The organism is Ornithinibacillus massiliensis (assembly GCF_018310345.1).
Classification (GTDB): domain Bacteria; phylum Bacillota; class Bacilli; order Bacillales; family Amphibacillaceae; genus Ornithinibacillus; species Ornithinibacillus massiliensis.
In genome coordinates, this window is the sequence record NZ_JAGXBY010000004.1 from 195,136 (window position 1) to 221,997 (window position 26,862).

Consider the following 26,862-nt stretch of genomic DNA (forward strand, 5'->3'; position numbering starts at 1 on the left):
TATACCGTCACAGGAGCAGGCGCACTTTACTTTTCCTTATATCTAAAAAAACTTCTACAATACTATTGATAATAGCAGAATTTATTAGGTATAGGCAAATATCAGGGATATATTAGAGAAGCCACTCCCTAAAATAACAGGAGTGGCTTTAGAATATACTCTATTTTACTTTAATTGTGCTTGTACTTCATCAAATTCTTTTTCCATTTCAGGACTTGGCTTGCTAAGTAAACTAATAATCACAGCAGCCAATAAATTAAGAACGAAACCAGGTACGATTTCATATAGGTCAAAAATTCCACCTTTCATATTGCCCCATATTACTACCGTAGCAGCACCTAATACAATCCCAACTAATGCACCCCAACGAGTAATTCCTTTCCAGAACAATGCTAGTATAATAGTTGGTCCAAATGCTGCACCAAAGCCAGCCCATGCATACCCAACTAAATCAAGCACTGACGCCTCTGGGTTAATAGCGATAATGGTTGCTACCAAGGCAATTACTACGGTTGCGATTCTTCCTACCCATACAAGTTCTTTTTCTGAAGCTTTCTTGCGAAGAATTGCTTTATAGAAATCCTCTGCCACAGCTGAAGAAGAAACTAGTAATTGTGAGTCAATCGTACTCATAATAGCTGATAAGATTGCTGCTAATAGAATACCAGAAATAACTGGATTAAATAATAATTGAGAGAAGGCAATAAAGATTACCTCATGATTGTCTAGCATTTGAACGCCATTCTCTGAAATAACCTTAATCCCATAGTCACCTAAATATGCAGGGTCTTGTGTACTAATAAATGCTAATCCTACAAAACCTGTGAAAATCGCACCATAAAGACCTAGAATCATCCAAGTAGTACCGATAAATCTAGCTTTAGGTACATCCTTTGGAGAACGAAGGGCCATGAAGCGAACCAAAATATGTGGTTGTCCAAAATAACCTAATCCCCAAGCAAGTGAGGAAATAATCGCCATGGTTCCGACACCAGTAATCATGCTTAAATGTCCAGGATCTATTGCACCTACTGCTTCGACCGCTTTATCCCAGCCACCAATATTATTAATTGCTACTATTGGTACGGCAATAATTGCTACTAACATAAGTGCTCCTTGGAAAAAGTCTGTCCAAGCAACAGCCAAAAATCCGCCTAAGAAAGTATAGGAAACCACTACAAGAGCTCCGATCCATAATGCTGCTTGATAGGCTAATCCAAATGAGGCTTCAAATAATGTTGCACCCGCAACCATACCAGATGATGTATAAAAGGTAAAGAATAGCAAGATAACTAGCGCAGAGATAACACGTAAGAGGTGAGAATTATCTTTAAAACGGTGTTCCAAGAAGTCTGGTAGCGTAATAGAGTTTTCGGAAACCTCTGTATATACACGTAAACGTTTTGCAACAAATTGCCAGTTTAAGTAAGCACCAGTTGCAAGTCCGACAGCAATCCACGCTTCCCCTAAACCATATAAATAAATTGCACCTGGTAGTCCTAGTAATAGCCAACCACTCATATCTGATGCTCCAGCACTAAGGGCAGCAACTGCAGGTCCTAGTTTACGACCACCTAACACATAGTCCGATAAATTATTTGTTCTACGGTACATGACAATACCGATAGCAAGCATCCCAATTAAATAAAAAATAAACGTCAATAAGACTGTTGTATTCATCAATTAATTCCTCCTTTTGTTCGTAATGAGTGAAATAGTTGAAAATATAATAAGTAAAGGCATAGGTACAAACAACCAGAACCAAGTTAATCCATCAATCTCCATTTTTGTAACCCCTTTCTTTTTGGATGCTAGTTTATTGGAATACATATGTAATATATCATTTAATATCTATCTCTATATCCCAATATAGGTTCAACTCTTTCATTTATAATAACATAAAATGTTTACATTCCATTAATGAATCAATTTTTTTGTATAATATTCCAAATAATGTTACAATAAGAAAATTGTCGGTTTTCTGCGAAAAAAGTTTGTAAACACAAAAAAAAGACCTGAGGTAGCTTTCACCACTTCAGGCAAATCTATCATATAGTAATAGGGTAAAAAACATAGATTACTGACAAGCTTAAGTAAATTGACTAATAGATATTAAAGGCTAGTTACAATAGTTGAATGTTTTAGTACACTTGGTTCTGATTCACCATGTGCTAAATCAGTTTGTTGGTCCTGCATAAAGAAAAATCCTCCCATCAGAAGAGTACCTAGTGCGATTGAAGCAAATAGTTTTTTCATATTTCATCCCTCCTCTCTTATAAATTAACTACTCCCTCATATGTGAGGTTTGCTAGTTTATAGTATTTAACAGAGTCTTTATATCTTCCTACGCTTTCAAAATGCTTACCTAACATATTTGAAAACAAGATTAGATTTAGGTAATCCTTTCTTTTTTGTAGGAAAGGAATAAAGTCCTCTGTTACTAACGAAATAAATTCATCAGACCTCTCATCAATAACATATTGATACGTAAGAATTATATAATCATAAAATTTATAATTAACATGATTTTTCGGAAGTTCTTTTAATAACACTTTTGACTGTTCAATAGCTTGTTTTGCTAAATCATGTTTATGAATTTTATAATATTCCTTTACTAGATTTGTTATTCCAATTAGCCTTTCGTTGAGATGGATTTCTTCGTTGTTGACTACTTCATTAAAGCACTTTATAGCTTCTTTTGAATCACCAATAGTAGCATAAAGATAGCCTAGATTTTGGTTAGTTAATTGTATAACTTGCTTACTTTTATTAAGTTCGCCTAGGTGCCTTGCTAGATTATAGTGTTTAATTGCTTTTTCATACATTTTAATTCTTCTATATGAAATTCCTAAGACAATATGACACTGTGCACAACGAATAAAATTATAAGCCTTTTGAAAAACATCTATTGCCTTATTAGAATATTCTATAGCTTCAAGTGCGTTTAGCAATTTACTATGTGTAATCGATACAGCATAATGAAGATCAGCAATTTCCTCTTCGGAAATATGAATATGCTTAAGCTTCTCTTCCGCAATTTTATACATCCTCATTGCTTGGTTGTATTCACCGATTACAGAATTGTAATTCCCTCTAAACTTATACCAGTAATATTGACATAAACTATCAAAAGTACTTGAAACTTCATTTAAACTATTAATTTGCTTTAATGCATTATCAATTTCACCTAGTACTAGAAAGTATCTAATTTTATGTATTTCAAACAACATATAACTATCGGAACGAATCATGGTCATTAATTCATTTAACTCATTATACTTTTCAATTATTTCCTTTTTATCATTAACCTCGAAAAGTAAATTAAACCACTGTTCACATTTTTCCTTAACAGTTATATTTTTCTCGCTGTCAAGCTCAATACCAAGTCTAGTACATAGCATACTCACCACTTCTGGACTTGCCTCTGCACGAAGATTTTCTATCTTAGACAAATAGGACATAGAAACAATTCCTTCTGCTAGTTCTTCTTGAGTCATACCTTGCTTCACTCGCTGTAATTTGATAAAGGAGCCGATTTCCACGTTAATTTCCTCCTACCATTTGCCTCTATTTCTATTTGTTAATTATATAATAGCATATTTTTTGAATTTTCATATTGGGAAAGTTGGGGGTAAAAAGTACTAATAAAGCCCAAAAAACTTTCCTACTTTCCTAAAATGAGGAAAGTAGGAAAGTTATGATGAAAAAATCCAATTCGTTTTGATGAATTTTGTCGTTTCTTGTCATAAAGTTATCTTTGCATGTATAGTTTTTTCCTAATTTTCATAGGTCTGTAAAAAAAGCCTCTTTCGACTAATGGAAAGAGGCTTCATGATTATAACATTTCAGAAGTTGTTTTACCTTGCATATGTTGGATTAGATAGTCTGGTCCACCTGCTTTTGAATCTGTACCTGACATATTAAATCCACCGAATGGTTGGTAACCAACGATTGCAGCAGTACATCCACGGTTGAAGTATAAGTTTCCAACATGGAAGTCTCTGCGTGCTTGTTCTAGATGCTCACGATTATTCGTGATTACGGCACCCGTTAGTCCAAATTCTGTATTATTAGCAATCTCGATTGCTTCTGTGAAATCTTTTGCTTTTGTTAGACCAACAACTGGTCCAAAGATTTCTTCTTGCATGATACGAGCTTTTGGATCAAGATCAGCAATTACAGTTGGGTTAATAAACCAGCCTTTAGAATCATCACCAGTACCACCAACTAGTAAGTTACCTTCTTCCTTACCGATTTCAATGTATTTCATAATCTTATCGTAAGAACCTTGGTCAATAACTGGTCCCATGTATAGATTTTCAGTTGGATCACCAACAGTTAATTCTTTCGTTAATTCAACAATACGATCTTTGACTTGATCATATACATCCTCATGAATGACTGCACGAGAGCATGCAGAACATTTTTGTCCTGAGAAGCCGAATGCAGATTGTACAATAGATTGAGCTGCTAGTTCAAGATCAGCTTCTTTATCTACCACAATCGTATCTTTACCACCCATTTCTAGGATAGTACGTTTTAACCAAATTTGACCTGGTTGAATTTTCGCTGCGTTTTCAAAAATATTTAGTCCAACTTCACGTGAACCTGTGAAACTAATAAAGCGTGTACGTGGGTGATTAACTAAGTAATCCCCAACTTCACTACCAGGACCAGGAATGTAGTTAATAATACCTGCTGGCATACCAGCTTCTTCAAGTACTTCCATAAATTTATAAGCAACAACTGGTGTTACACTTGCTGGCTTTAATAAAACTGTATTACCAGTTACCATTGCAGCAACTGCAGTTCCTGCCATAATTGCAAATGAGAAATTCCAAGGAGAAATAACTAATCCTACTCCCAATGGAATGTAATCAAAACGGTTATGCTCGATAGGACGGCTATTTACTGGCATACCATCTTTTAGTTTAAGCATTTGACGACCATAAAACTCTAAAAAGTCGATGGCTTCTGCAGTTTCACCATCTGCTTCCTTCCAAGGCTTACCAGCTTCTTTTACAAGATGCGCATTGAATTCATGCTTGCGACGACGTACAATGGCAGCTGCACGGAACAAGATATCTGCACGGAACTTAGGATCAGAAATTCTCCAGTAATTTTGGAATCTTTCATCAGCAACTTTCATTGCTTTTTCTGCTAGTTCTTTATTAGCTTTTGATACATACCCGATTACTTCCTCTTTATTAGACGGATTCACGGACACAATCTTATCTTCTGTAAAGATGCGCTCTCCACCAATAATGAGTGGATATTCTTTCCCTAGGTCAGCTTCAACCTTTGCGATTGCATCTAGCATTTGTTGCTTATTCTCTTCAACTGTAAAGTCCAAAAATGGCTCATGCTTGTAAGGTACTACCATAAATTAAAACCTCCCATATTGTAATCCAATTTATTCCTACCGTTTTATTAATCTATCTCAGGAGTCTAATATACAATATATCGCAGAAAACGGAGTGGAATATATCCACCCCTTATTCTAACGTAATATCAGCTTTGCTTCAAACATCTTACTAATTGAACATATGAACAATTGGATTTTGTTCTCCAGCTTCACGATAAATATAGCCCTCTAACCGATCACTTGAGGTTATTTTAATTTCGATATCATAGTTGTTTGGAAACTCATCCTTAACCAATCCATACGTATATTGCGCAAATCCAACTATCTCTGCCTTCCCATTGAATTCAATTGGCACTTCAATAGTTAACTTCTGCAATTGTCCATTGACATAAAATCCTTCACCGATGTATCCAACATAATTCGGGAAAAAGTCTGCTATATCTTTACCAAATGAATTCACAATTTGGGCATCATCAAAATACTTTTCTTCTGCTTCACTTGATGGGAATAAAATATATTCTTCATCAATCATTCCCCAATCATTAATCTTCCTATCGCCTTCTTTAACATACGTTTTCGCAACAAAGTTCCCTGGTACTGCTGAACCCTGTTTCTCTTCCCTATAGATGGCAAACATAATTGGTACATTTTGTAGGCCGTCAATCTCTCTAATCCGTTCTAAAATTGTTTGAGCGAACTTTTCACCCTCTGCTAGCATTTCTTTCTCTGTAATCGGTTCATAATAATATGGTCCGCCTATTTCCGTTTGAAAGCGGTACTGGGATTTCATCGCTAAACCAATCGACATCCCTACCAATTCCACTGTTTTATCTTCATTTCTCTTTAAAAAGTTTTGCTCTAGGATATGCGTCAAATATCTCGGGTTTTCTCGATAATCGTCCACTTCTGCATTCGTTTTAACTTTTGGATTCAATTCATCAATCCACTCATATACGGTTGTACTATCCAAATATTGACCTTCTTCAAAATAATATTGACTCGGATCAAAATATTCCTTCGAATGCCTCATTAGCCCTTGTTCCAATTCATCGATATCAAGACGGTTATCCGCCATTTGGTGTGTAGTAACCCCTCTCGCTTTACTCGTTCTGTACGGTAAAACTACGCTATACTCTTCATCCGAAAGCTTATAGGTTGGTACAATAGAAGGCTGTCCCGTTGGTTGTTCTTCCGTTTGTAACAATTCATCGTCCTTATTATTTAACCCTGGTACACAACTTGTTAGTAGAACAAGTATGCTTAATAGGAATATACTTATTTTTTTCAAGGTGCATCCCTCCTTATTCGCCTTCTAGCCTATCAATAAATTCTTCCTCATTCCAAATCGTAATCTCAAGTTCAACTGCTTTATCATACTTCGAACCAGCGTCTTCTCCAGCGACTACGACATCTGTTTTTTTACTAACACTTCCAGTCACCTTACCACCCAAGGCTTCAATACGCTCTTTCGCTTCTGGCCGTGACATTTGCTCCATTTTTCCAGTTAATACAAACGTTTTACCAGCAAATGGATTTGAATCGAGACTTACTTCAACTCGCTTCGGCCCTTTATATTCCATATTTATTTGAAGCTCTTTTAATTCATTAATTAAAGCAGTTACTTTTTCTTCAGCAAAGTATTGCACTATGGAGTCAGCCATCTTATCGCCAATTTCATCTACAGCGATTAATTCCTCATATGTCGCTTGCTGTAATTTATCCATCGTTTCAAATTCTGTTGCTAACGTTTTCGCTGCCTTAGCTCCGATAAAGCGAATTCCTAGTCCAAATAGTAACCGCTCTAGGGAATTGGCTTTGGAGGCTTCAATAGCGCTCAATAGATTATCAACAGATTTTTCACCCATCCGTTCAAGCTTAAGCAATTCTTCCCGCTCTAGACGATAAAGGTCAGCAATTGTATGAATTAATCCTTCACGGAATAATTGATTAATGACTTTTTCACCTAGACCATCAATGTTCATGGCATTTCTTGATACGAAATGAATCAGACCTTCTTGAAGCTGTGCAGGGCAATTAGGGTTGATACAGCGTAAGGCAACCTCTTCTTCTAGTCGTACTAATTCACTACCACATGCAGGACATTTCTCTGGCATATAAAATGGTTGTTCACTTCCAGTACGTTGTTCAGGTAGAACACGAACAACTTCAGGAATAATGTCCCCTGCCTTCTTGATTACTACTGTGTCACCGATTCGGATATCTTTAGCTCGAATTAAGTCCTCATTATGTAAGGAGGCACGTTGAACCGTTGTACCTGCCACTCTTACTGGGTCTAATATCGCTGTCGGTGTTACCACACCAGTACGACCTACACTTAATTCAATATCTTTTAGTCGAGTGACAACCTCTTCTGCTGGAAATTTATAAGCGATAGCCCAACGTGGACTTTTGACTGTAAAACCAAGCTCTTCCTGGATTTGTAAATCATCCACCTTGATAACTATCCCATCAATTTCATATGGTAGATTAGGGCGTTCTGCTGTCCAATACTCTACATAGGCTAACACTTCTTCGATCGTGTCGCATTTCTTCCATTCCGGATTGGTTCGGAATCCAAGCTCTTTTAGCTGCTTTAGACGTTCACTGTGAGAGGAGACCTGGTCTGCTTCCCACTCGCCAATCCCATATAAAAACACATCTAAATTACGGGATGCAGCAATTTTCGGGTCTAGTTGTCTTAACGAACCTGCAGCTGCATTTCTCGGATTAGCAAATAATTCTAATCCATCTTCCTCCCGTTGTTTATTGAGAGCTAGAAATGATTTGTGTGGCATATATGCCTCTCCGCGAACTTCAATTTTTTGTTTTTCCTTTATTGAAAGTGGAATACTTTTGATCGTTCGGAGATTCGTTGTAATTTCCTCCCCTGTTGTCCCATCTCCTCGGGTTGCTCCTCGGACAAACTTACCATCTTCATATGTAAGTGAAATAGCAAGTCCATCTATTTTAAGCTCACAAACAAAGGAAATTGGTTTATCGGTTCCTTGGCTTGCACGACGAGCAAAATCACGAAGATCTTGCTCGTTAAATGCATTACCAAGACTAAGCATAGGTATAGTATGCTGTACCTTTTGAAATCCTTCTAATGGTTCTCCTCCAACTCGTTGGGTAGGAGAGTCACTTGTTATGAATTCCGGAAATTCCGCTTCTAGCGCTTGAAGTTCAGTTAACATTTTGTCATATTCTGAATCCGAAATAGAGGGATTATCTAACACATAATATTCATGTGCATATTGATTTAATAAATTTTTTAAGGACTCTATTTTTTCCTGTGCCGTGGCCTTATCCATTTCCACAAGCACCTCCCTATTGTTCTTTCGTAATTGGTGCAAATTTAGCTAGTAATCGTTTAATACCTGTCGGTGCTGGGAAGGCAACATCCAGTTCCATCTTATCCCCTTCACCTTGAACCTTTACAACGGTACCAACGCCCCACTTCTTATGTGATGCCTTATCCCCGGGCTTCCAAGTTTCCGATTCAGCACCGGTGGTGGATTGAATCCGTTCTGCCTTACGCTTCGGTTGCGCTTGTCCTAACGGTTGGCCAGGTGTCGGTCTCGTTCTAGACGGATTACCAAATGGCGATCTTTCCTGCTTATTAAAATCATTACCAAATGAGCTAGAACCAAACATAGATTGCTTCATCTGCTCTAATCCGTCAATTAGCTCTTCTGGAATTTCATTGATAAATCGGCTTACCGGGTTCATATTCGTACGGCCATAAAGTGTACGCATTTTAGCATTGGTTAAGAACAATTGCTTCTCTGCTCGTGTAATTCCTACATAGGCAAGCCTGCGCTCTTCTTCCATTTCTTCATTGTCGAACATCGCACGACTATGTGGAAACACATTCTCTTCCATCCCGATTAAGAATACTACTGGAAACTCTAGTCCTTTAGCAGCATGAAGCGTCATTAAGGTTACTTTTTCCTCGTTATCAGGGTCTTCCTCATCCACCCGGTCAATATCAGCAATTAACGCTAAATCGGTTAAGAAGGCTATTAATGTCTTATCCTCACTTGCCTCCTCAAAGTCCTTTGTAACCGTCATAAATTCCTCTAAGTTCTCCAGTCGGCTCTGGGATTCAATGGAACGTTCATTTTTCAGCATTTCTTCATAACCAGATCGTTCTAACACTTGCTGTACCATATCGGTTGCTGTTAAGAATTCTTGTTGTTGATTTAAGTTTTTAATAAGAGTTCCGAACTCTGCTAGTGCCTGTGCAGCCTTTTTGGTCACACCGGTAAAATCAACCACTTCCACCGCTTGATAGAAGGACATGCCATTTTCTGCAGCATATGCTCGTAACCGGTCGATAGATGTTTTCCCAATTCCACGCTTCGGCTCATTTACGACACGTTCAAAACTGAGATCATCATCTGGGTTAGTAATTAACCTTAGATAAGCGATCATATCTTTAATCTCTTTACGGTCATAGAATCGCATGCCACCAACCATCTGGTACGATACGCCAGACTTCATTAAGGTATCCTCAACCGCACGAGATTGCGCATTGGTACGGTAAAGAATCGCAATATCATTTGGTGAGTAGCCCTCTTCACGAACTAACTCACGTATTTTGTCTGTAACAAATAAAGCTTCATCCTGTTCAGTGGCACCTTGATAATAATTGATTTTCTGACCATCAGGATTTTCTGTCCAAAGATTTTTAGGCTTACGTCCTGGATTGTTTGCTATGACTTTATTTGCTGCTTCTAGAATTGATTTTGTAGAACGATAATTTTGCTCGAGGAATACAGTTTTTGCTAGTGGGTAGTCCTTTTCAAAGGAAAGGATATTCGAAATATCCGCACCACGCCAACGATATATAGACTGATCAGAATCCCCAACCACACATATATTTTGGAATCGATTGGCTAGTTGTTTGACAAGTGTATATTGCGCATGGTTCGTATCTTGGTACTCATCCACGTGAATGTATTGAAATCTCCGCTGATAATATTCCAATACTTCTGGTACACGCTTGAACAAATGAATCGTCTGCATAATTAAATCATCAAAATCTAGTGACTGGTTTTTACGTAGTACTTTCTCATAACCTTCATATACTCGAGCAACCTGTCTATCATAGAAATTACTTGCTTTATTCGAGAACTCTTCTGCCGTAATCAGTTCATTCTTCGCACTACTAATTTGTCCTTGCATAGCACGTGGTTCAAACTGCTTCGTATCTATGTTCAATTCTTTTAATACTTGTTTGATGACAGATAACTGGTCACTACTATCTAATATTGTAAAATTACGATTAAAGCCAATCCGATCAATATCTCGTCGTAAAATTCGTACACACATCGAGTGGAAAGTCGACACCCACATATCGATTGCCTCTGGTCCTACTAGTTTACTAACACGGTCTTTCATTTCACGGGCAGCCTTATTCGTGAATGTAATGGCCAGAATGTTACGTGGTGAAACACCTTTTTCTTCCATTAAATATGCTATTCGGTGTGTTAGCACACGAGTCTTTCCACTACCAGCACCGGCCATAATTAATAATGGTCCTTCTGTATGTCTTACAGCTTCTTGTTGCTGTTTGTTTAAACCTTTGATTAAGTCATCGATTGCACGACTCATGTTAAAACACCTTCCTTCAAAATCTTTGGCAAATTAACGTCCTATCCCTTTTCCTTCTAACCACCATGGCTAGTATACTTCCAAAAATTCAATAGATAGTCCTAATTAGTTACTTTTTACTGCATGAACTGTTTTTAAAGCTTCCTTCAAATTTGTGTAGATGCTATTGCCAACAACAATTACATCTGCATGATTCTTCATTTCTCTTGCTTGTTCTGGCTTTTCTATTCCGCCTCCATAGAAAAGTAGTGTATTCGTTAACTCTCCACGTACCTTCTGCAATAATTCTGGATTTCCGTATTTTCCACTATATTCTATATAGAATATTGGAAGATGAAACACATTCTCCGCCATATATGCGTACGCTACCACATCTTCATCACTCGGTAACTTACAGCTTGCATGTTGGAAAGCTTTTGCCTCTTCATTTAAGATGCAGTATCCTTCTACAAAGATCTCATTCCAATTCATGATATCTTTATATTCTTTAATGGCTTCGTGCTGAATATCCATCATCCATTTTTTCTCGGTACTATTCATAACCATTGGAATATAGTAATAATCAAATCCTGGAGTAATAGCCTCCATCGTCGAGATTTCTAAGATAACAGGAACCGTGTACCGGCGTATACTGGATAATAAATCCAACACCCCATCAAGGGTTACATTATCTGTTCCTCCTACAATAATTGCGTCTGTACCAGATTCGCAAATGAGCTCTAAATCCTCATCATCAATTTCCTTCGCAGGGTCTAGCTTAAATACATGCTTCCATTCTTTCATATTGGTATACAAAGGTCTAATCCTCCATTATTAAAAACTTTATCTATCACGCCTTGTAGCAGCTTAATCATAAGATAATAATCATATCGTTTATCCCTATCTTTCCATTAGTTTATTATAGCAAAAAAAAAGACTATCACCTGAATGATTTGATAAGTTTTTTTGGTGTAATAAATGGACAAAGATGTAGCGTTTCAGATGATGTACAATCCCATCTCCGCAAAAGAAAAACCCTCTAAGTTTAACATGACGCTAACTTAGAAGGTTTTTCCTACTTGATCTTCTTCACAAACACTACCTTCAAATAATTACCTTCTGGATATTCTTTTATAGTACGGAAATCTTCTGGTAGTGAAAATTCCTCCACTATTTTATAGCGAAAACCAGTTTCTTGAAAGGCTTTTTGGATAAACCCTTTGAACTTATTCATACCAAATGCACTACTATTCGTAGAGGCAACGATGACCCCATTATCTTCTGTTATCGCGATTGCTTCTTTCAGTAAGTCTTTATAATGCTTATCTGCACTAAACACATTCTTTTTAGACCTAGCAAAGCTTGGTGGGTCTAAAACTACTAAATCAAACAATAATTGCTTCCTAGCAGCATATTTAAAATACTGAAATACATCCTCGACGATAATATCCTGCGCTTCATAATCAATTCCATTTAAGCTGAATTGCTCTATCGTTTTTGGCTTACTACGGTTGGCTAAGTCAACACTTGTCGTTTTAGTAGCTCCTCCTAATGCGGCAAACACAGAAAATGCCCCTGTATAAGAGAATGTATTTAACATATTCGTTCCATTGGCATATTTATCGCGGATTGTTTTCCTCACCTCACGTTGATCTAAAAATACACCTACCATTGCACCTTCATTGAGATAAACTGCAAAGTTAACACCGTTTTCTTTTACGATGATCGGGAACTCTCCACGCTCACCAGTAACAAAATCATCATCTTCCATGTATTGCCCTTTAGCATCAAACCGTTTTTTCTGATAAATTCCCGTATAGTCAACAGCGTCTTTTAATGCTTCGATAATAGCATTCCGGAATTGGTAGATACCTTTGCTATACCAATTAATTAAATAGTACCCGTTAAAATAATCAATCGTAATTCCACCTACACCATCGCCTTCTCCATTAAAAACTCGAAAAGCCGTAGTATCTTCATCGGAAAATAGGTTTTTTCTTTTATAAATTGCTGAGGTTATTTTGTTTTTAAAGAAATGCATATCAAATTTCTCATGCTCTTGTTTACTTAGAATCCAGCCATATCCTTTGTTCTGTTTTCCATAATAGCCTTTAGCAATAAATCGATTGTTATCGTCGACCAATTTGACGATGGTGCCTTCCTCTTTTAAATCCTTTAGATTGCTAATTGCTTCTGATACTATAAGCGGAAATCCGCTCCGATACTTCTTTATGAATTTAGGCTTTATCTTTAAATGAACTGTAGCTGCCATTTATTCCAATCCAATCTGTATGTATTTTTTCTTTAGATTTAATGATTGTATCATACCTCACGTATGATCTCGCTAAATCTAGTAGAAAACACGCTTTTGCTTTAGTATTTTCCTATTCAACCATATTATTAGCAAGGTTATCCTAACAAAAGTGAAAAAGTCTGCATTCGTTTTTAGAATACAGACTAGTACATTCTTTCTGCTTATTCTTTTTCCATCGTCCGTTCTAGCACCAGCTTATAGCCATCACTACCATAATCAATACATCGTCTTACTCTTGAGATGGTGGCTGTTGATGCTTTTGTTTCTTTTTCAATCGCTTTGTACGTATAACCCTCGGTAAGCATTTTGGCAACCTGGAGTCGTTGAGCTAGGGATTGAATCTCTCCCATCGTTGCAATATCATCAAAGAATTGATAACATTCTTCTCGATTCTTCAATGATAAAATTGCGTCAAATAAATTATCGAGAGCTTCCCCACGTAATTTATCAATTTGCATATTGTTACCCCCTATTCCCTACTCGAAAGTATCGTAACGGAACCCTCCATACCTGGGCTAGTAGGAACTACATTAATCCATGTTTTACCTGGTACAAAGCCCACCACTTCGCCATCTTTAACTGGCACTATCTTTCCATTTCGATTTTCCCATTTAAGCTGTTGGACTTTTCCTTTTTGAATGAGATAAGCATCTCCACCTGAATAGAAATCAATATCCCTGCGTCCTGCATCATCTATTACTTCATGATGCGTTTCCACAATAAATACATTATCCACTTGTATTGGCTCATTCGTGTTTAACTCTACTGTCATCTCTCTATCATTAAAGCGAGTGTATTTCTCGGTCGTCGCATCGTATTTGTACTCCACGATTTCCATCGGATTATTAGAGTAGACGATTTCTACCTCATGAGCAGCTTCTCCATGTATTAAATCTACCTCTTCTTCGGTTAAAAATGGCAAGGATTCGTTCTCGGCAGTTACCGCAAAACCATTATCAGCTGCTACTTGATACACATTATCAAATAACAAATATGAATTATGTGGTGCTTCACGGAATGATTCCCTCTTAAATAATTTACCATCATTATCATAATTTGCTCCATCAAGATGATCGATACCACGATTATCTAGCATATCATTTACAAATTCTGCCGCACCATGATAAATATATAATGCACCATACCGATTTGCAAGGTCGAAATAATATTCACGTGCACTTCGTACGGGACCAACCACTTCTGGCTGTTCACTATGGAATAGCGCTAGAAATCGTGTAATCATGCCCTCAGCAAGAATCTCAAAGACAATATCCGCCTGTGAAAGCCCTGATTGCGGACGGGCCTTCGTATGATTATTCACCATAATACCCACTATACGATGATCCACACTGTCATTAGTCGCAATCCCTGTTAATGGATACTTATTGGCATAATGTCCCTCGGGTTCTCCTGGTTCGGTTACAGACACTTCTGTATTCTCCTCTGGCTGTTCTTCTGTCTGAGGTTTATCTGAATCATCATTACATGCCACTAATAGAATACTAATACTAAAAAGTACTAGTAAAAATATCTTCCTCATATTCCCAACACCTTTATATAGTCTGTTCTACCTATAATAGTACTTAGTACCATTATATGCTATCGCATGGTCGCTGGGAAGAGTACTTCACGTTTCTTAATATCCATAATCCCTTCTTGGGTAATACGAATGTATGGCAAATGAGTAGAGGATAAAAATAGAATACTGTATATCGGATCATGAAATTGATATCCGAATTCAAGAAGTTTAGCTTTTAACTCCTTCTCCTTTTCGATTAAATCATCCATGCTACCAGCAAACATCCTCCCTCCTAACAATAAAGGAAGCTCTGCTACTACTTCGCCTTCTTGCACAAGAACAATCCCGCCACCTAATTCCTTTAGCCGTTTCCATGCAAGTAACATATCCTGTTTATTTTTTCCAATAAAAATTAAATCTCCTGTTTGAGAAAATGAACTAACCAATCCTCCTAGGCTCTTCGTAAAACCCCGTATCGTAGTATTGACTCGCCACTGTCCTTTCTTATCCAGTAACAATAAGAAAGCATCATCACGATATTCTGGTAATTCATTTACCGTAATATCAGTTTGAATAGGGTATGGTTTGATGATAACATCATTAATCATATCTAGTCCGATTGGTATCGAAAACTGTAAGTCCCGTAAGTCCATATCCCACTCAAACTGAAGTGGTTTTATTTTATATTTCTCCCAATTAATATAGGAAGGTAATTCTTGCTCTACATTTTCCCTAACAATCCATTTCCCCTTCGCTAATACACTCTCTGGGTGTGGAATATCCTTTGCTTGTAATATATTAATATTAGCAATTCGCCCCGGCGCTATACATCCTAACTGCTCTTCCAAATGGAAGTGCTTCGCCACATTGAAGGATGCCATTCGATAAGCATCTTCAATAGGCACCCCCTGTTGAATAGCAATTTCAATACAAACATTCATTAATCCATTCTCATAGAAGCCTGGCGTTGCCCCATCTGTTGTCATCGTTAACTGTTCGAAGCTCGTTAATCCCGCATCGATTATTTCCTCTAAAAGTTGCGGAAGATCTGGTCGAATTGAAGAATAACGTAAACCCACCTGATAGCCAAGCTTAAGGCGGTTTATTACATCCTCACCAGAAATAGATTCATGATCTGCCGAAATGCCAAGAAGCTTCATCTTAGTTAACGTGTTCTCGGACGCGCCTGGAAGATGTCCCTCCACACGCTTTCCTTTGCGCTTCATTTCTTGAATCCAATATAATAATCGATCATCACCATTTAACAGACTTGGCCACCCAGTCAGTTCCCCGCCCTGTAGGACCGATGGGTGATTCAACCAATCTAGCATATCTTCAGTATTGAATAGTTGGTCTTCTTCTAACATAGCTGTTTGGGGATCAAATCTACTCCACCAATACATAGAAACTGGTAGCTTATCAAACTCGCGCAGGATAGAAAACGCTTTCTTTTTTTCTAACAAAAAAAGCCATGATAAATTATCATTAACTAATGTAGTTGTTCCAAATTTTGCAGCATGTTTCGCTAATACTTCAGGATTATATAATTGAAACGGATGAGCATGTGGTTCCATATAACCAGGCACTACATATTTCCCTTTACAGTCCACAACTTCTGTTGCCTGTTCAGGAAGCTTATCCCCGACATAAATAATTCGTTCATTATAGATCCAAATGTTCGCTGTTAACCATTGATTTAAGAACATATTTAAATAAGTAGCATTCTTTAGTACTAGTGTTGGTGCTATCTTACCTTCTACTACTTTCACATGCTTACGAAGTTCAAAATTTCTCCAATGTCCATTCTCTAACATAGGCAACTCTCCAAATTTATTCTTTTTCCAATTGTATCACAATTCACGCTTTATTACTGTAAAGTTCTTGTGAATTACAGTGAAAATTTTGTGACAAATTGGAAATGGGGGGAGGTGGATTGGTTTATTGATTGAATAGAGGGGCCTTGGACTTTTGGGGGTTTATTGGGATTGTTCTATTGTTTATTTGGGAGGGATTAGCGGACTAGTTTATCAATTGAGTCGTTCTATTGTTCAATAAAACTATAGTTTTAATTTAGAGTTATCAATTGAACCTTTCTAGCTTTCAATTAATCTTAAATCCAAGCTAGCCCATTCATGTTCTTTCAATCCATATTTTAGCGGAAGATAAAAAAGACACTCTACGAAAGAGCGTCTTCTTTCATTTTCCCTATATCTGTACGATAGAAAAATCCTTCTAAATCTTTATTTGCCGGTAAGCTTTCATATACTAATTTTCCCGCATTCTCTAAAGTAGTACTTTTAGCGCCAACTAATAGTACTCTGCCTCCATTTGAGACAAAGCCGTTATCCGTTTTATCGACACCAGCATAGACAATAAAAGACTCCCCATATAAATTAGGTAGTAATACGCCTTTTTGATAGGAACCTGGATAGCCATCAGATGCTAGCACTACACCTAAACAGGACTGTTCTTCCCATTCTAGCTGTGGGGTTTCATCACTTAAAACATCTACTAATACCTGTATCAAATCATTTTTCAATAATGGTAACACTACTTGTGTTTCTGGGTCACCGAATCTAGCATTAAATTCAATAACCTTTGGACCTTCAGCTGTCATAATAAGACCAGCATATAATATTCCAGTGAAAGAACGGCCTTCTGCAACTAACCCACTTGCAGCCTTTTGGAGAATCTCTTTTGTAGCATAGTTGATTGCTTCCTCCGTTATGTCCGGAACTGGGGCATATGCGCCCATCCCACCAGTATTCGGACCTTCATCATGGTCGAATGCACGCTTATGATCTCTAGCTGGAATCATCGGACATACTTTTTCTCCATGGACAAATGCCATTAGAGAAAATTCATTTCCCATCAAAAATTCTTCCACTACAACCTTAGCCCCCGCTTCAGAGAACGCCTTCGACACTAGCATATCATCAATTGCTTGAATGGCTTGCTTCGTAGTTTCAGCGACGACCACACCTTTTCCAGCTGCTAATCCGTCTGCCTTAATTACAATTGGCGCACCCTTTTCAATTACATATGCTTTTGCTTTTTCTGCATCCGTAAATGTTTCATAGCTTGCCGTTGGAATCTGATATTTCTTCATGATTTCCTTTGCAAAGCTTTTACTTCCTTCAATTAATGCAGCCTCTTTCGTAGGGGCAAAGACGCTTAAGCCTTCCGCTAGAAATTCATTAGCGATTCCATCTAATAACGGATTTTCCGGACCTACTATCGTAAGCTCAATACTATGCTCTTTTGCAAAATGAATCAGTTTCATAGTCTCGGTTTCTTCTATTGGAACACAGGTTGCCACATTTTCCATCCCTGCATTACCAGGTGCAACAAATAGCTTATCTATTAATTTACTTTCTGAAAGCTTCATTACGATACTATGCTCACGACCACCACGACCTATTACAAGAACGTTCATCACCCGGCCCCCTCATTAATGTTTGAAATGACGCATACCTGTGTATACCATTGCAATACCATGTTCGTTACATACATCGATGGAATCTTGATCGCGTTTAGAACCACCTGGTTGGATAATGGCGGTTACTCCTACCTTGATTGCTTCTTCTACAGTATCAGGCATTGGAAAAAAAGCATCCGATGCTAACACTGATCCAAGCGCCTTATCTCCAGCTTGCTCGATCGCAATACGTGCAGCCCCAACCCGGTTCATTTGTCCTGCCCCAACACCAATTGTTTGATTATCTTTTGCTAAAACAATTGCGTTTGATTTCACGTGTTTAACTGCTTTCCAAGCAAAAAGGAGATTTTGTAGTTCTTCCTCAGTTGGCGCTCTATCGGTTACAACCTCAACGCTTCCTTCGTCTACACTACCAATATCTTTATTTTGAATTAGGACACCGCCATCAACTGTTGTTAGCTTAAAGCTCTCATCCTTTTGGGCCATTTCCATTGTTAATAGACGAATATTTTTCTTTTGCGTTAAGATTTCTAGCGCTTTTTCCGAGAAGCTCGGAGCAATGACGATTTCAAGAAAAATCTCTCTTAATTTCTCAGCAGTTTGAGCGTCTACTTCTCTATTCAATGCAACAATTCCACCAAAAATTGAGATTGGGTCAGCATCAAATGCCAGTTGGAACGCTTCTGCAATTGATTCAGCCATCCCAATTCCACAAGGATTCATATGTTTTACAGCAACTGCTGCTGGTAAATCATATTCTGTCAATATTTCCACAGCAGCATTTGCATCTTGGATATTGTTATAGGAAAGCTCCTTACCATGTAATTGCTTAGCTGTGGCCAAACTCATTCCGTTTTGAATTGGATTTTTATAAAATGCAGCAACTTGATGTGGATTTTCCCCATATCGTAAGGATTGAACTTTTTCATATGTAACAGTGTAGGTCTCTGGGAATTTCTCGCCAGTTTGTGTTAAAAAGTAATTAGCAATGATTGCATCATAGTTTGCCGTGTGGCGGAATACTTTAGCCGCAAGCTTTTGACGGAATTCCAGACTAATAGAAGCATCCTTAATTCCTTCTAAAACTGGGGTATAATCTTCCGGATCTACCACAACTAAGACGTCCTCAAAATTCTTCGCAGCAGAACGTAACATAGTTGGCCCACCAATATCAATATTCTCTATAATTTCTTCCTTTGTAACGCCTTCTGAAACAAGCGTTTGTTTAAAAGGATACAGATTAACCACCACAACATCTATTGGCTCTATCTCGTTCGCTTCCATTTGTTGCAAATGATCTGGATTCGAGCGCTTACCTAATAATCCACCATGAACCTTTGGATGAAGCGTCTTCAGACGACCATCCATAATTTCTGGAAAACCAGTAACCTGATCAATAGAGATCGCAGGCACACTAGCATTTTGCAATGCCTTTAATGTACCACCAGTCGAGACAATCTCATAGTCCAGTTCAACTAACCCTTGAGCAAACTCTACAATCTTCTGTTTATCTGAAACACTGATTAATGCACGCTTTTTCATAGTTACACTCCTTGCTTCTATCGTGTGTACTTTCTTCTATTAGGTAACCTGTATTATCGTTTTTGGTGTATCTTTTACCGGATCGGGCGCATTTGCTTATGGGGGTGGGGGCGTCTCTTTCTCGCTCGGGCTCATCTTACTCCCGCTCGGTCACATGTATCCCAATTTCGGGCGCATCCCGTTCCCACTCAGGCGCAGCTCCACCCATTCCAAGCCCATCTACCGCACCACATCCCACCTACATTAACGGCTATCTGCTACCACTTGATTAATCACCCTTGGGTATAACACATGCTCGACCTGCTGTATCCGGTTCTTTAATGTTTCTTCTGTATCCTCTGGCAAAATAGGGACTTGTTCTTGTGCGATAACTGGGCCTGTATCCATTCCTTCATCAACGAAGTGGACGGTAACACCTGTAACTTTGACGCCAGCTTGAAAAGCCTGACCTATGGCATCTTTACCGGGAAAAGCCGGTAAAAGGGATGGATGGATATTTAATATTTTCCCTTCGTATGCTTCTAGTAGTGTCGGGCCAATTAATCGCATATAGCCTGCAAGAAATATCCATTCCACTTCATGCTTACGTACAGCGCGCAGCACTTCCGACTCATATTCTGCTTTAGACGGGTAGTTTTTAGGATTTAAAACAAACGTTTGTACACCTAACCGCTCCGCTTTTTCAATGACTTTGGCTCCTGGTTTGTCACAAACTAGCAAGGCAATTTCACAAGCTACATTCTCCGCTTTCATGATGGCTTCAAAATTACTACCTGTACCAGAAGCAAATACGGCTGCTTTAATTTTACTCATAACGGAAGTGTACTCCTTCGTTTGTCCCTACTTGACCAATTATTGTAGCATGTTCGCCTGCCTCCGCTAGGGTATGTAGGGCTTGCTCTGCGTCTTGTTTGGCGACTACGATTGCCATGCCAATTCCCATGTTGAATACGCTAAACATATCATCAAGCGTTATGTTACCTCTTTCTTGTAGGAATGGAAATATTTCTGGTATCTCCCAATTTCCATAAACTAAATCTACACCTAGTCCTGCCGGTAGCATTCTTGGGATGTTTTCATAAAATCCACCACCAGTTATATGTGAAATGCCTTTTATAGAAACTTCCTTCATGACACTGTTAATCTGCTTTGCATAGATCTTAGTTGGTTCCATTAGCCACTCACCTAGTGGCTTGGATAATCCAGCGGGAGTCTCCGTTAAGTCTAAGTCATTAACTATTTTCCGGACTAAGGAATAACCATTCGAATGTATCCCACTGGAGGGTAGACCGATAATGATGTCACCTGCTTGAATTTGTTCTCCGGTAACTAGTGCTGACTTTTCAGCAATTCCAACAACAAATCCAGCTAAGTCATATTCATTTTCCCCGTACATTCCTGGCATTTCCGCTGTTTCCCCACCTATTAATGCCGCTTCCGCATTAGCACAGCCCTCTGCAATTCCCGCAACAATTTGTTCTATTCGTGCAGGATCGTTTTTTCCACATGCTATATAATCAAGGAAGAACAAGGGGGTTGCACCTTGAGCAACGATATCATTGACACACATAGCAACTAAATCGATGCCAACTGTATCGTGTTTATCCAATTCAATGGCTAATTTTAACTTAGTTCCAACTCCATCTGTTCCAGAGACTAATACAGGCTCTTTATACGGAAAAGATGTTAGTTCAAATAATCCGGCAAAAGCACCTATTCCGCCAAGTACTTCTGGTCTTGTTGTTTTAGCGATATGCTTTTTCATTCGTTCAACCGCTTCATAGCCCGCTTCTACATCGACACCTGCTGCCTTATATACATTCGACACGTTGTCACGCTCCTTAACATTTCGTATAGGAAATTTCTAATTGACCATTCTTCGTTACTGGGTACTGTCCTGTCATACATGCCATACAGACACCTTGATCTATAGAATCATCTGAAACGATTGCCCGTTCTAAACCATCACTAGAAAGATAAGCTAAACTATCTGCACCAATGATTTCGCAAATTTTATCAATCGAATAATTTGCTGCAATTAGTTCCTCTTTCGTAGACATGTCAATTCCGTAATAGCAAGGGTTTGTAATAGAAGGAGATGCAATCCTCACATGAACCTCTTTCGCACCAGCTTCCTTCAACATGCGAACGATTCGTTTGCATGTTGTACCTCGAACGATAGAATCATCAATCATAATGACACGCTTACCTTCCACAATTGCACGTACAGGAGAAAGCTTCATTTTAACCCCTTGCTCGCGAAGTTCTTGGGAAGGCTGGATGAACGTTCTTCCAGTATATCGATTTTTAATTAAGCCTATTTCGTATGGAATACCAGTTTGTTCTGCATAGCCAATCGCCGCAGAAATACTAGAATCCGGTACACCTGTTACCACATCTGCTTCAACAGGAGCTTCCTTAGCTAATTCAATCCCCATACGCTTACGTGATGCATGGACGTTGACCTCATTTAAATTACTATCTGGGCGGGAAAAATAAACATACTCCATCGCACATAATGCCCGCTTTTGTGGTAGAGCAAAGCGGGTAGACTCTAATCCATCATCGGAAATCGTAATTAACTCACCTGGTAAAACGTCACGTTCGTAGGCCGCACCAATAATATCAAACGCGGAAGTCTCAGATGCTACGACATATGCATCTCCTAATCTACCAATCGATAATGGACGTAACCCTTTTGGATCTAACGCTACATGCATGCGAGTTTCCGAGAGAATGATAAAAGCATAGGCGCCAACTAATTGACCAAGAGCATCCTTTAATCCGGAAACGGTATCCATATTGCCATTTCGCTTCAATAAGTGAGCAAGTACTTCTGTATCAGAAGAGGTTTGTAAAATACTTCCTGCAGACTCTAATTCACCACGGAGCTCATAAGCGTTCATGATATTTCCATTATGAGCAAGCGCCATACTTCCCGTCTGCGAACGAAAAAGCAATGGTTGGACATTATCAATTGATCTTTCCCCTTGTGTTGCGTAACGGACATGCCCGATTGCAGCATGGCCACTAAGCTTGGAGAAATCAACTCGCTTGAATACATCATTGACTAGTCCCTGCTCTTTGTGAAGCTTTAATTCTAACCCATTTGTTGTGACGACACCTGCACCTTCCTGGCCACGATGCTGTAAAGCATGAAGTCCATAATATGTTAATTCCGCCGCCTTATCATGACCCCAAATGCCAAAGACACCACACTCTTCATTTAAGCCTCTTATTTCAGCAAGCATGGAATTGCTCCTTTCCAAAGACGGTATAACTCATGAACACTTTCGGATAATACGTCACCATCTTTGCTCCGAACTGTTAATTGACCATCTGATGTGACGAGACCTATTTGTACTGCATCCTCCACTACTTGTTCAAACACTTCCTGTTGCTCAGGTCTCACACTTACGATAAAACGAGATTGTGTCTCACTAAATAGTTCTACTGTCACATCACCACTCACTTGGATATCAGCACCTAACAACGTGTCATAGAATAAACACTCACTAAGTGCAACACCAAGTCCACCTTCAGCAAGATCATGTGCTGAAACAACTAAGCCGCTTTGGATTGCTTCGAGTAACTGGGCTTGACGTTTAGCTTCGATATCTAAATTGATTTCTGGTGCTTTCCCTTCATATGCCCCGTTTAGAAGGTTTTGCAATTCACTACCACCAAATTCCGGCTTACTTTCCCCAATGACATAAATGGCATCACCGGATTGTTGGAAAAAGCTTGGTGTAATATGTTCTAGTGACTCATGTAAGCCGACCATTCCTACAATTGGTGTTGGGAAAATCGCTTTCCCTTTAGACTGGTTATATAAAGAAACATTCCCACTAATTACTGGTGTACCTAATTTTTCACAAGCATCACTTATACCTTCTACGCTTTTTTCCATTTGCCAAAATACTTCTGGATTTGTTGGGTTACCATAGTTTAATCCATCTGTTAAGCCGAGTGGTCTAGCTCCAGAACAAATAATATTACGTGCCGCTTCAGCTACAGCAATCTTTCCACCAATTTCTGGATCTAAATAGATATAACGAGAATTACAATCTGTTGTAATCGCTAATGATTTATTCGTACCTTTAATTCGCACAACGGCAGCATCGGATCCTGGTCCTGTCACAGTATTTGTTTGTACCATCGAATCATATTGATCATAAACCCATTCTTTACTTGCAATGGTTGGTTGCTGTAATAATTGCTTCAATACCGCCCCATGGTCATCAATGATTGGTACATGATTGCCAATCTTCTGAAACTCTTGGTAATAACGAGCCTCCTGAGCAGGTAAATGATAAACAGGTGCTTCCTCTGCTAATGCATCAACAGGGATTTCTGCTTGTACTTCACCATGCTGTTTAATTCGAAATACCTTTTCCTCGATAACTTGCCCTACCGCTACTGCTTTCAGACCATATCGTGTAAACACATCAATGATTTCTTGCTCTCTACCTTTTTTGACAACCAATAACATACGCTCTTGGGATTCCGAAAGCATTAATTCATAAGCAGTCATGTTTTGCTCACGTTGTGGAACTAAATCTAAATCCATTTCCATTCCAGTACCAGCTTTACTTGCCATCTCACTTGCTGAAGAGGTTAAACCAGCTGCCCCCATATCCTGCATACCAACAAGCGCATCGGAATGGATCACCTCTAAGCAAGCTTCTATTAATAGTTTTTCCATAAATGGGTCACCAACTTGGACGGCTGGACGATCTTTCGCTGCGTCTTCTGCTAAATCATCCGAAGCAAATGTTGCCCCATGAATACCATCACGCCCGGTAGGAGCACCAGCATACAGAACCGTATTACCAATACCAGCAGCAATCCCCTTTTGAATATCATCATGATTAATTAGGCCAATACACATCGCATTGACTAATGGATTATCTTCATAGGAATCATCAAACTGTACTTCTCCCCCAACTGTTGGTATACCAACACAATTCCCGTAACCAGCAATCCCATTAACAACCTCTGAGAATAAGTATTTCACTCGATCCGTTTTTAAATTTCCAAATCGGAGCGAGTTCATCAATGCAATTGGACGAGCACCCATGGAAAATACATCACGGATAATTCCACCAACTCCAGTAGCTGCCCCTTGATATGGTTCTACGGCAGACGGATGATTATGGCTTTCAATCTTGAATACAACGGCTTGATTGTCGCCAATATCGATTATTCCAGCCCCTTCACCTGGGCCTTGTAACACATGTGGCGCTTTTGTCGGAAACTTCTTTAATAGAGGTTTAGACGTCTTATAGCTACAATGCTCTGACCACATGACCGAGAAAATCCCCGTTTCCGTAAAGTTCGGTAAACGACCTAAGATTTTTTTGACCATTTCAAATTCTGAACTGCTGAGTCCCATTTCCTCATAAAGCTTATCTCGTTCAATTTGCTCTGGGCTGATCTCATGCGTTTGTAACATAATAGGACTCCCTCCATTTTTTCACCATTGATTGGAATAGCTTTAACCCATCATCACTACCTAGAAGTGCTTCCACTGCACGCTCTGGGTGTGGCATCATGCCTAATACATTTCCTTCTTTGTTCACAATGCCTGCAATATCTTCTACAGAGCCGTTGGGATTCTGTTTATAGGTGAATACGATTTGATTATTCGCTTTTAGCTCTGTAAGTGTTTCATCATCACAGAAATAGTTCCCCTCACCATGAGCAATCGGGAAGCGGACTACCTCGCCTTTCTCATAGCCACTAGTAAAGATGGTTTCGTTATTTTCAACGATTAGTTCTTCCTGGTGGCACATAAAGGATAGTCGTTTATTTCGCATTAAAGCCCCTGGAAGTAGGCCAGATTCTGTTAAAATTTGAAATCCATTACAAACACCTAGTACTGGCTTTCCCTTCGCGGCATGCTCCCTTACTTGGTTCATGACATCCGATGTTGCTGCAACAGCACCTGAACGAAGATAATCACCGTAAGAAAATCCTCCCGGAAGTAAAATACCATCATAATCCTGCAAATCACTAGTTTGGTACCAAACTAGATCTGCTTCTGCACCTAGTACTTCTTTTACCGCATGATACATGTCTCGGTCACAATTGGAACCTGGGAAAACAATTACAGCAAATTTCACGAGTGTGCAGCCTCCCCAATTTCAAATTGGTAATCCTCGATTACTGGATTGGCTAAGAGTTTATCACACATTTCTTTTACCCGGTCCTCTAGTTTAGGACCATCTTCTATTGTCATCTCAATGTACTTTCCTACGCGTGCTTCCTCAACCTCTTTATAACCCAGTGAGTTTAATGATTCCTGAATCGCTTTTCCTTGTGGATCTAGTACACCTTGCTTTAATGTGATATAAACCGTTACTTTTCTCATACTCTTCGCTCCAGTCGCTGTAATATTTGTTCATAAACGGTGATTAAATCACCTGTACCTTGACGAAAAACATCTTTATCCATTTTCTCATTGGTCTTTAAATCCCAGAGTCTACAAGTATCTGGTGAAATCTCATCCGACAACACAATATCGCCATTTGGAAGACGACCAAATTCTAGCTTAAAATCTACTAGTTTTAGATTAATAGATTGGAAGAATTCTGTTAAAACGGTATTAATTTCTAGTGCTTGCGCTTTTATTTCCCGTAATTCTTTATGGATTACGTCTGTTAAAAGCAGAGCATGGTCATCATTAATTAACGGATCATCTAAATCATCATTTTTATAAAACAGTTCGACAAGCGGAGGAGAGAAAGGAGTCTTCTCTCTAAGTCCCAGACGCTTTGTGATACTCCCCGTTGCCAGATTACGAACAACTACTTCCATTGGAATAATGGTTGTTTCCATCACGAGTTGTTCTGTCTCATTCAACCGCTTCATGAAATGACTCTTGATACCGCGTTCATGTAAGTAAGGGAAGATTAAGGAGGAAATAAGATTATTTAATCTCCCTTTTCCTGGAAAACTTTCCTTCTTCTTTCCGTTAAAAGCTGTTGCATCATTTTTATAGGATAAAACAAGCTTCTCTGAATCTGTGGAAGAGCGGTAAACCTTTTTCGCCTTCCCCTCATACAATAGCTCTGCCTTCATGACGT

Annotated in this window: 21 protein-coding genes; all 21 read right to left on the reverse strand. The window is 38.8% G+C overall.

The window, feature by feature from the left end; all coding sequences use genetic code 11:
* Positions 1-165: 165 nt before the first annotated feature.
* Positions 166-1,680, reverse strand: a complete 1,515-nt coding sequence (gene putP, locus KGF86_RS13100) for a sodium/proline symporter PutP (RefSeq protein ID WP_211742143.1) — start codon at positions 1,678-1,680, stop codon at positions 166-168.
* Positions 1,681-2,112: 432 nt separating this feature from the next.
* A complete protein-coding gene (locus KGF86_RS13105; RefSeq protein WP_211742144.1) occupies positions 2,113-2,256 on the reverse strand; it encodes a hypothetical protein in 144 nt (47 codons plus the stop codon).
* 17 nt (positions 2,257-2,273) lie between these two features.
* On the reverse strand, positions 2,274-3,542 hold the full coding sequence (locus tag KGF86_RS13110; RefSeq protein WP_211742145.1) for a helix-turn-helix domain-containing protein: 1,269 nt from the start codon (positions 3,540-3,542) through the stop codon (positions 2,274-2,276).
* 293 nt (positions 3,543-3,835) lie between these two features.
* Positions 3,836-5,383: an L-glutamate gamma-semialdehyde dehydrogenase gene (gene pruA, locus KGF86_RS13115; protein WP_211742146.1), complete on the reverse strand. Its 1,548-nt coding sequence runs from the start codon at positions 5,381-5,383 to the stop codon at positions 3,836-3,838.
* Positions 5,384-5,534: 151 nt separating this feature from the next.
* Positions 5,535-6,653 carry a CamS family sex pheromone protein gene (locus KGF86_RS13120; protein WP_186869008.1) on the reverse strand — a complete coding sequence of 373 codons (1,119 nt, stop codon included), beginning with the start codon at positions 6,651-6,653 and terminating at the stop codon, positions 5,535-5,537.
* 13 nt (positions 6,654-6,666) lie between these two features.
* Positions 6,667-8,676 carry an NAD-dependent DNA ligase LigA gene (ligA, locus tag KGF86_RS13125; protein WP_186869009.1) on the reverse strand — a complete coding sequence of 670 codons (2,010 nt, stop codon included), beginning with the start codon at positions 8,674-8,676 and terminating at the stop codon, positions 6,667-6,669.
* A gap of 16 nt (positions 8,677-8,692) precedes the next feature.
* Positions 8,693-10,981, reverse strand: a complete 2,289-nt coding sequence (gene pcrA, locus KGF86_RS13130; RefSeq protein WP_186869010.1) for a DNA helicase PcrA — start codon at positions 10,979-10,981, stop codon at positions 8,693-8,695.
* A 105-nt stretch (positions 10,982-11,086) separates the two neighbouring features.
* Complete coding sequence (pcrB, locus tag KGF86_RS13135; RefSeq protein ID WP_186869110.1) at positions 11,087-11,764, reverse strand: heptaprenylglyceryl phosphate synthase; 678 nt, start codon at positions 11,762-11,764, stop codon at positions 11,087-11,089.
* 271 nt (positions 11,765-12,035) lie between these two features.
* Entirely contained in the window at positions 12,036-13,232 is a 1,197-nt protein-coding gene (locus KGF86_RS13140) for a class I SAM-dependent rRNA methyltransferase (protein WP_211742147.1), read from the reverse strand.
* Positions 13,233-13,435: 203 nt separating this feature from the next.
* Entirely contained in the window at positions 13,436-13,732 is a 297-nt protein-coding gene (locus KGF86_RS13145; protein ID WP_186869012.1) for a YerC/YecD family TrpR-related protein, read from the reverse strand.
* A gap of 11 nt (positions 13,733-13,743) precedes the next feature.
* The gene (locus KGF86_RS13150; RefSeq protein WP_211742148.1) at positions 13,744-14,814 is read right to left on the reverse strand and encodes a DUF3048 domain-containing protein; all 1,071 of its coding nucleotides are present in this window, start codon (positions 14,812-14,814) and stop codon (positions 13,744-13,746) included.
* A 59-nt stretch (positions 14,815-14,873) separates the two neighbouring features.
* Entirely contained in the window at positions 14,874-16,607 is a 1,734-nt protein-coding gene (locus tag KGF86_RS13155; protein ID WP_211742149.1) for an adenine deaminase C-terminal domain-containing protein, read from the reverse strand.
* A gap of 362 nt (positions 16,608-16,969) precedes the next feature.
* Entirely contained in the window at positions 16,970-18,229 is a 1,260-nt protein-coding gene (gene purD / locus KGF86_RS13160) for a phosphoribosylamine--glycine ligase (protein WP_211742150.1), read from the reverse strand.
* Between the two features lie 15 nt (positions 18,230-18,244).
* On the reverse strand, positions 18,245-19,774 hold the full coding sequence (gene purH, locus KGF86_RS13165; protein WP_211742151.1) for a bifunctional phosphoribosylaminoimidazolecarboxamide formyltransferase/IMP cyclohydrolase: 1,530 nt from the start codon (positions 19,772-19,774) through the stop codon (positions 18,245-18,247).
* Between the two features lie 243 nt (positions 19,775-20,017).
* Positions 20,018-20,587 carry a phosphoribosylglycinamide formyltransferase gene (gene purN / locus KGF86_RS13170; RefSeq protein WP_186869017.1) on the reverse strand — a complete coding sequence of 190 codons (570 nt, stop codon included), beginning with the start codon at positions 20,585-20,587 and terminating at the stop codon, positions 20,018-20,020.
* On the reverse strand, positions 20,580-21,602 hold the full coding sequence (gene purM, locus KGF86_RS13175; protein ID WP_186869018.1) for a phosphoribosylformylglycinamidine cyclo-ligase: 1,023 nt from the start codon (positions 21,600-21,602) through the stop codon (positions 20,580-20,582). The genes purN and purM overlap by 8 nt, the downstream gene beginning before the upstream one ends.
* A 13-nt stretch (positions 21,603-21,615) precedes the next feature.
* Positions 21,616-23,025: an amidophosphoribosyltransferase gene (gene purF / locus KGF86_RS13180; protein ID WP_186869019.1), complete on the reverse strand. Its 1,410-nt coding sequence runs from the start codon at positions 23,023-23,025 to the stop codon at positions 21,616-21,618.
* Positions 23,010-25,229: a phosphoribosylformylglycinamidine synthase subunit PurL gene (gene purL / locus KGF86_RS13185; protein WP_211742152.1), complete on the reverse strand. Its 2,220-nt coding sequence runs from the start codon at positions 25,227-25,229 to the stop codon at positions 23,010-23,012. The genes purF and purL overlap by 16 nt, the downstream gene beginning before the upstream one ends.
* Positions 25,213-25,899: a phosphoribosylformylglycinamidine synthase subunit PurQ gene (gene purQ / locus KGF86_RS13190; RefSeq protein WP_186869021.1), complete on the reverse strand. Its 687-nt coding sequence runs from the start codon at positions 25,897-25,899 to the stop codon at positions 25,213-25,215. The genes purL and purQ overlap by 17 nt, the downstream gene beginning before the upstream one ends.
* Entirely contained in the window at positions 25,896-26,147 is a 252-nt protein-coding gene (gene purS, locus KGF86_RS13195; protein ID WP_186869022.1) for a phosphoribosylformylglycinamidine synthase subunit PurS, read from the reverse strand. Before purS ends, purQ begins: the two co-directional genes overlap by 4 nt.
* Positions 26,144-26,857 carry a phosphoribosylaminoimidazolesuccinocarboxamide synthase gene (purC, locus tag KGF86_RS13200; protein ID WP_186869023.1) on the reverse strand — a complete coding sequence of 238 codons (714 nt, stop codon included), beginning with the start codon at positions 26,855-26,857 and terminating at the stop codon, positions 26,144-26,146. Before purC ends, purS begins: the two co-directional genes overlap by 4 nt.
* Between the last annotated feature and the right edge of the window lie 5 nt (positions 26,858-26,862).

What these genes read in the sequence shown, in the direction of transcription:
- putP (WP_211742143.1), bottom strand. Translation starts at nt 1,680, where the DNA reads ATGAATACAACAGTCTTATTGACGTTTATTTTTTATTTAATTGGGATG.
- KGF86_RS13105 (WP_211742144.1), bottom strand. Translation starts at nt 2,256, where the DNA reads ATGAAAAAACTATTTGCTTCAATCGCACTAGGTACTCTTCTGATGGGA.
- pruA (WP_211742146.1), bottom strand. Translation starts at nt 5,383, where the DNA reads ATGGTAGTACCTTACAAGCATGAGCCATTTTTGGACTTTACAGTTGAA.
- ligA (WP_186869009.1), bottom strand. Translation starts at nt 8,676, where the DNA reads ATGGATAAGGCCACGGCACAGGAAAAAATAGAGTCCTTAAAAAATTTA.
- pcrA (WP_186869010.1), bottom strand. Translation starts at nt 10,981, where the DNA reads ATGAGTCGTGCAATCGATGACTTAATCAAAGGTTTAAACAAACAGCAA.
- pcrB (WP_186869110.1), bottom strand. Translation starts at nt 11,764, where the DNA reads ATGAAAGAATGGAAGCATGTATTTAAGCTAGACCCTGCGAAGGAAATT.
- KGF86_RS13140 (WP_211742147.1), bottom strand. Translation starts at nt 13,232, where the DNA reads ATGGCAGCTACAGTTCATTTAAAGATAAAGCCTAAATTCATAAAGAAG.
- KGF86_RS13145 (WP_186869012.1), bottom strand. Translation starts at nt 13,732, where the DNA reads ATGCAAATTGATAAATTACGTGGGGAAGCTCTCGATAATTTATTTGAC.
- KGF86_RS13150 (WP_211742148.1), bottom strand. Translation starts at nt 14,814, where the DNA reads ATGAGGAAGATATTTTTACTAGTACTTTTTAGTATTAGTATTCTATTA.
- KGF86_RS13155 (WP_211742149.1), bottom strand. Translation starts at nt 16,607, where the DNA reads ATGTTAGAGAATGGACATTGGAGAAATTTTGAACTTCGTAAGCATGTG.
- purD (WP_211742150.1), bottom strand. Translation starts at nt 18,229, where the DNA reads ATGAACGTTCTTGTAATAGGTCGTGGTGGTCGTGAGCATAGTATCGTA.
- purH (WP_211742151.1), bottom strand. Translation starts at nt 19,774, where the DNA reads ATGAAAAAGCGTGCATTAATCAGTGTTTCAGATAAACAGAAGATTGTA.
- purN (WP_186869017.1), bottom strand. Translation starts at nt 20,587, where the DNA reads ATGAGTAAAATTAAAGCAGCCGTATTTGCTTCTGGTACAGGTAGTAAT.
- purF (WP_186869019.1), bottom strand. Translation starts at nt 23,025, where the DNA reads ATGCTTGCTGAAATAAGAGGCTTAAATGAAGAGTGTGGTGTCTTTGGC.
- purL (WP_211742152.1), bottom strand. Translation starts at nt 25,229, where the DNA reads ATGTTACAAACGCATGAGATCAGCCCAGAGCAAATTGAACGAGATAAG.
- purS (WP_186869022.1), bottom strand. Translation starts at nt 26,147, where the DNA reads ATGAGAAAAGTAACGGTTTATATCACATTAAAGCAAGGTGTACTAGAT.
- purC (WP_186869023.1), bottom strand. Translation starts at nt 26,857, where the DNA reads ATGAAGGCAGAGCTATTGTATGAGGGGAAGGCGAAAAAGGTTTACCGC.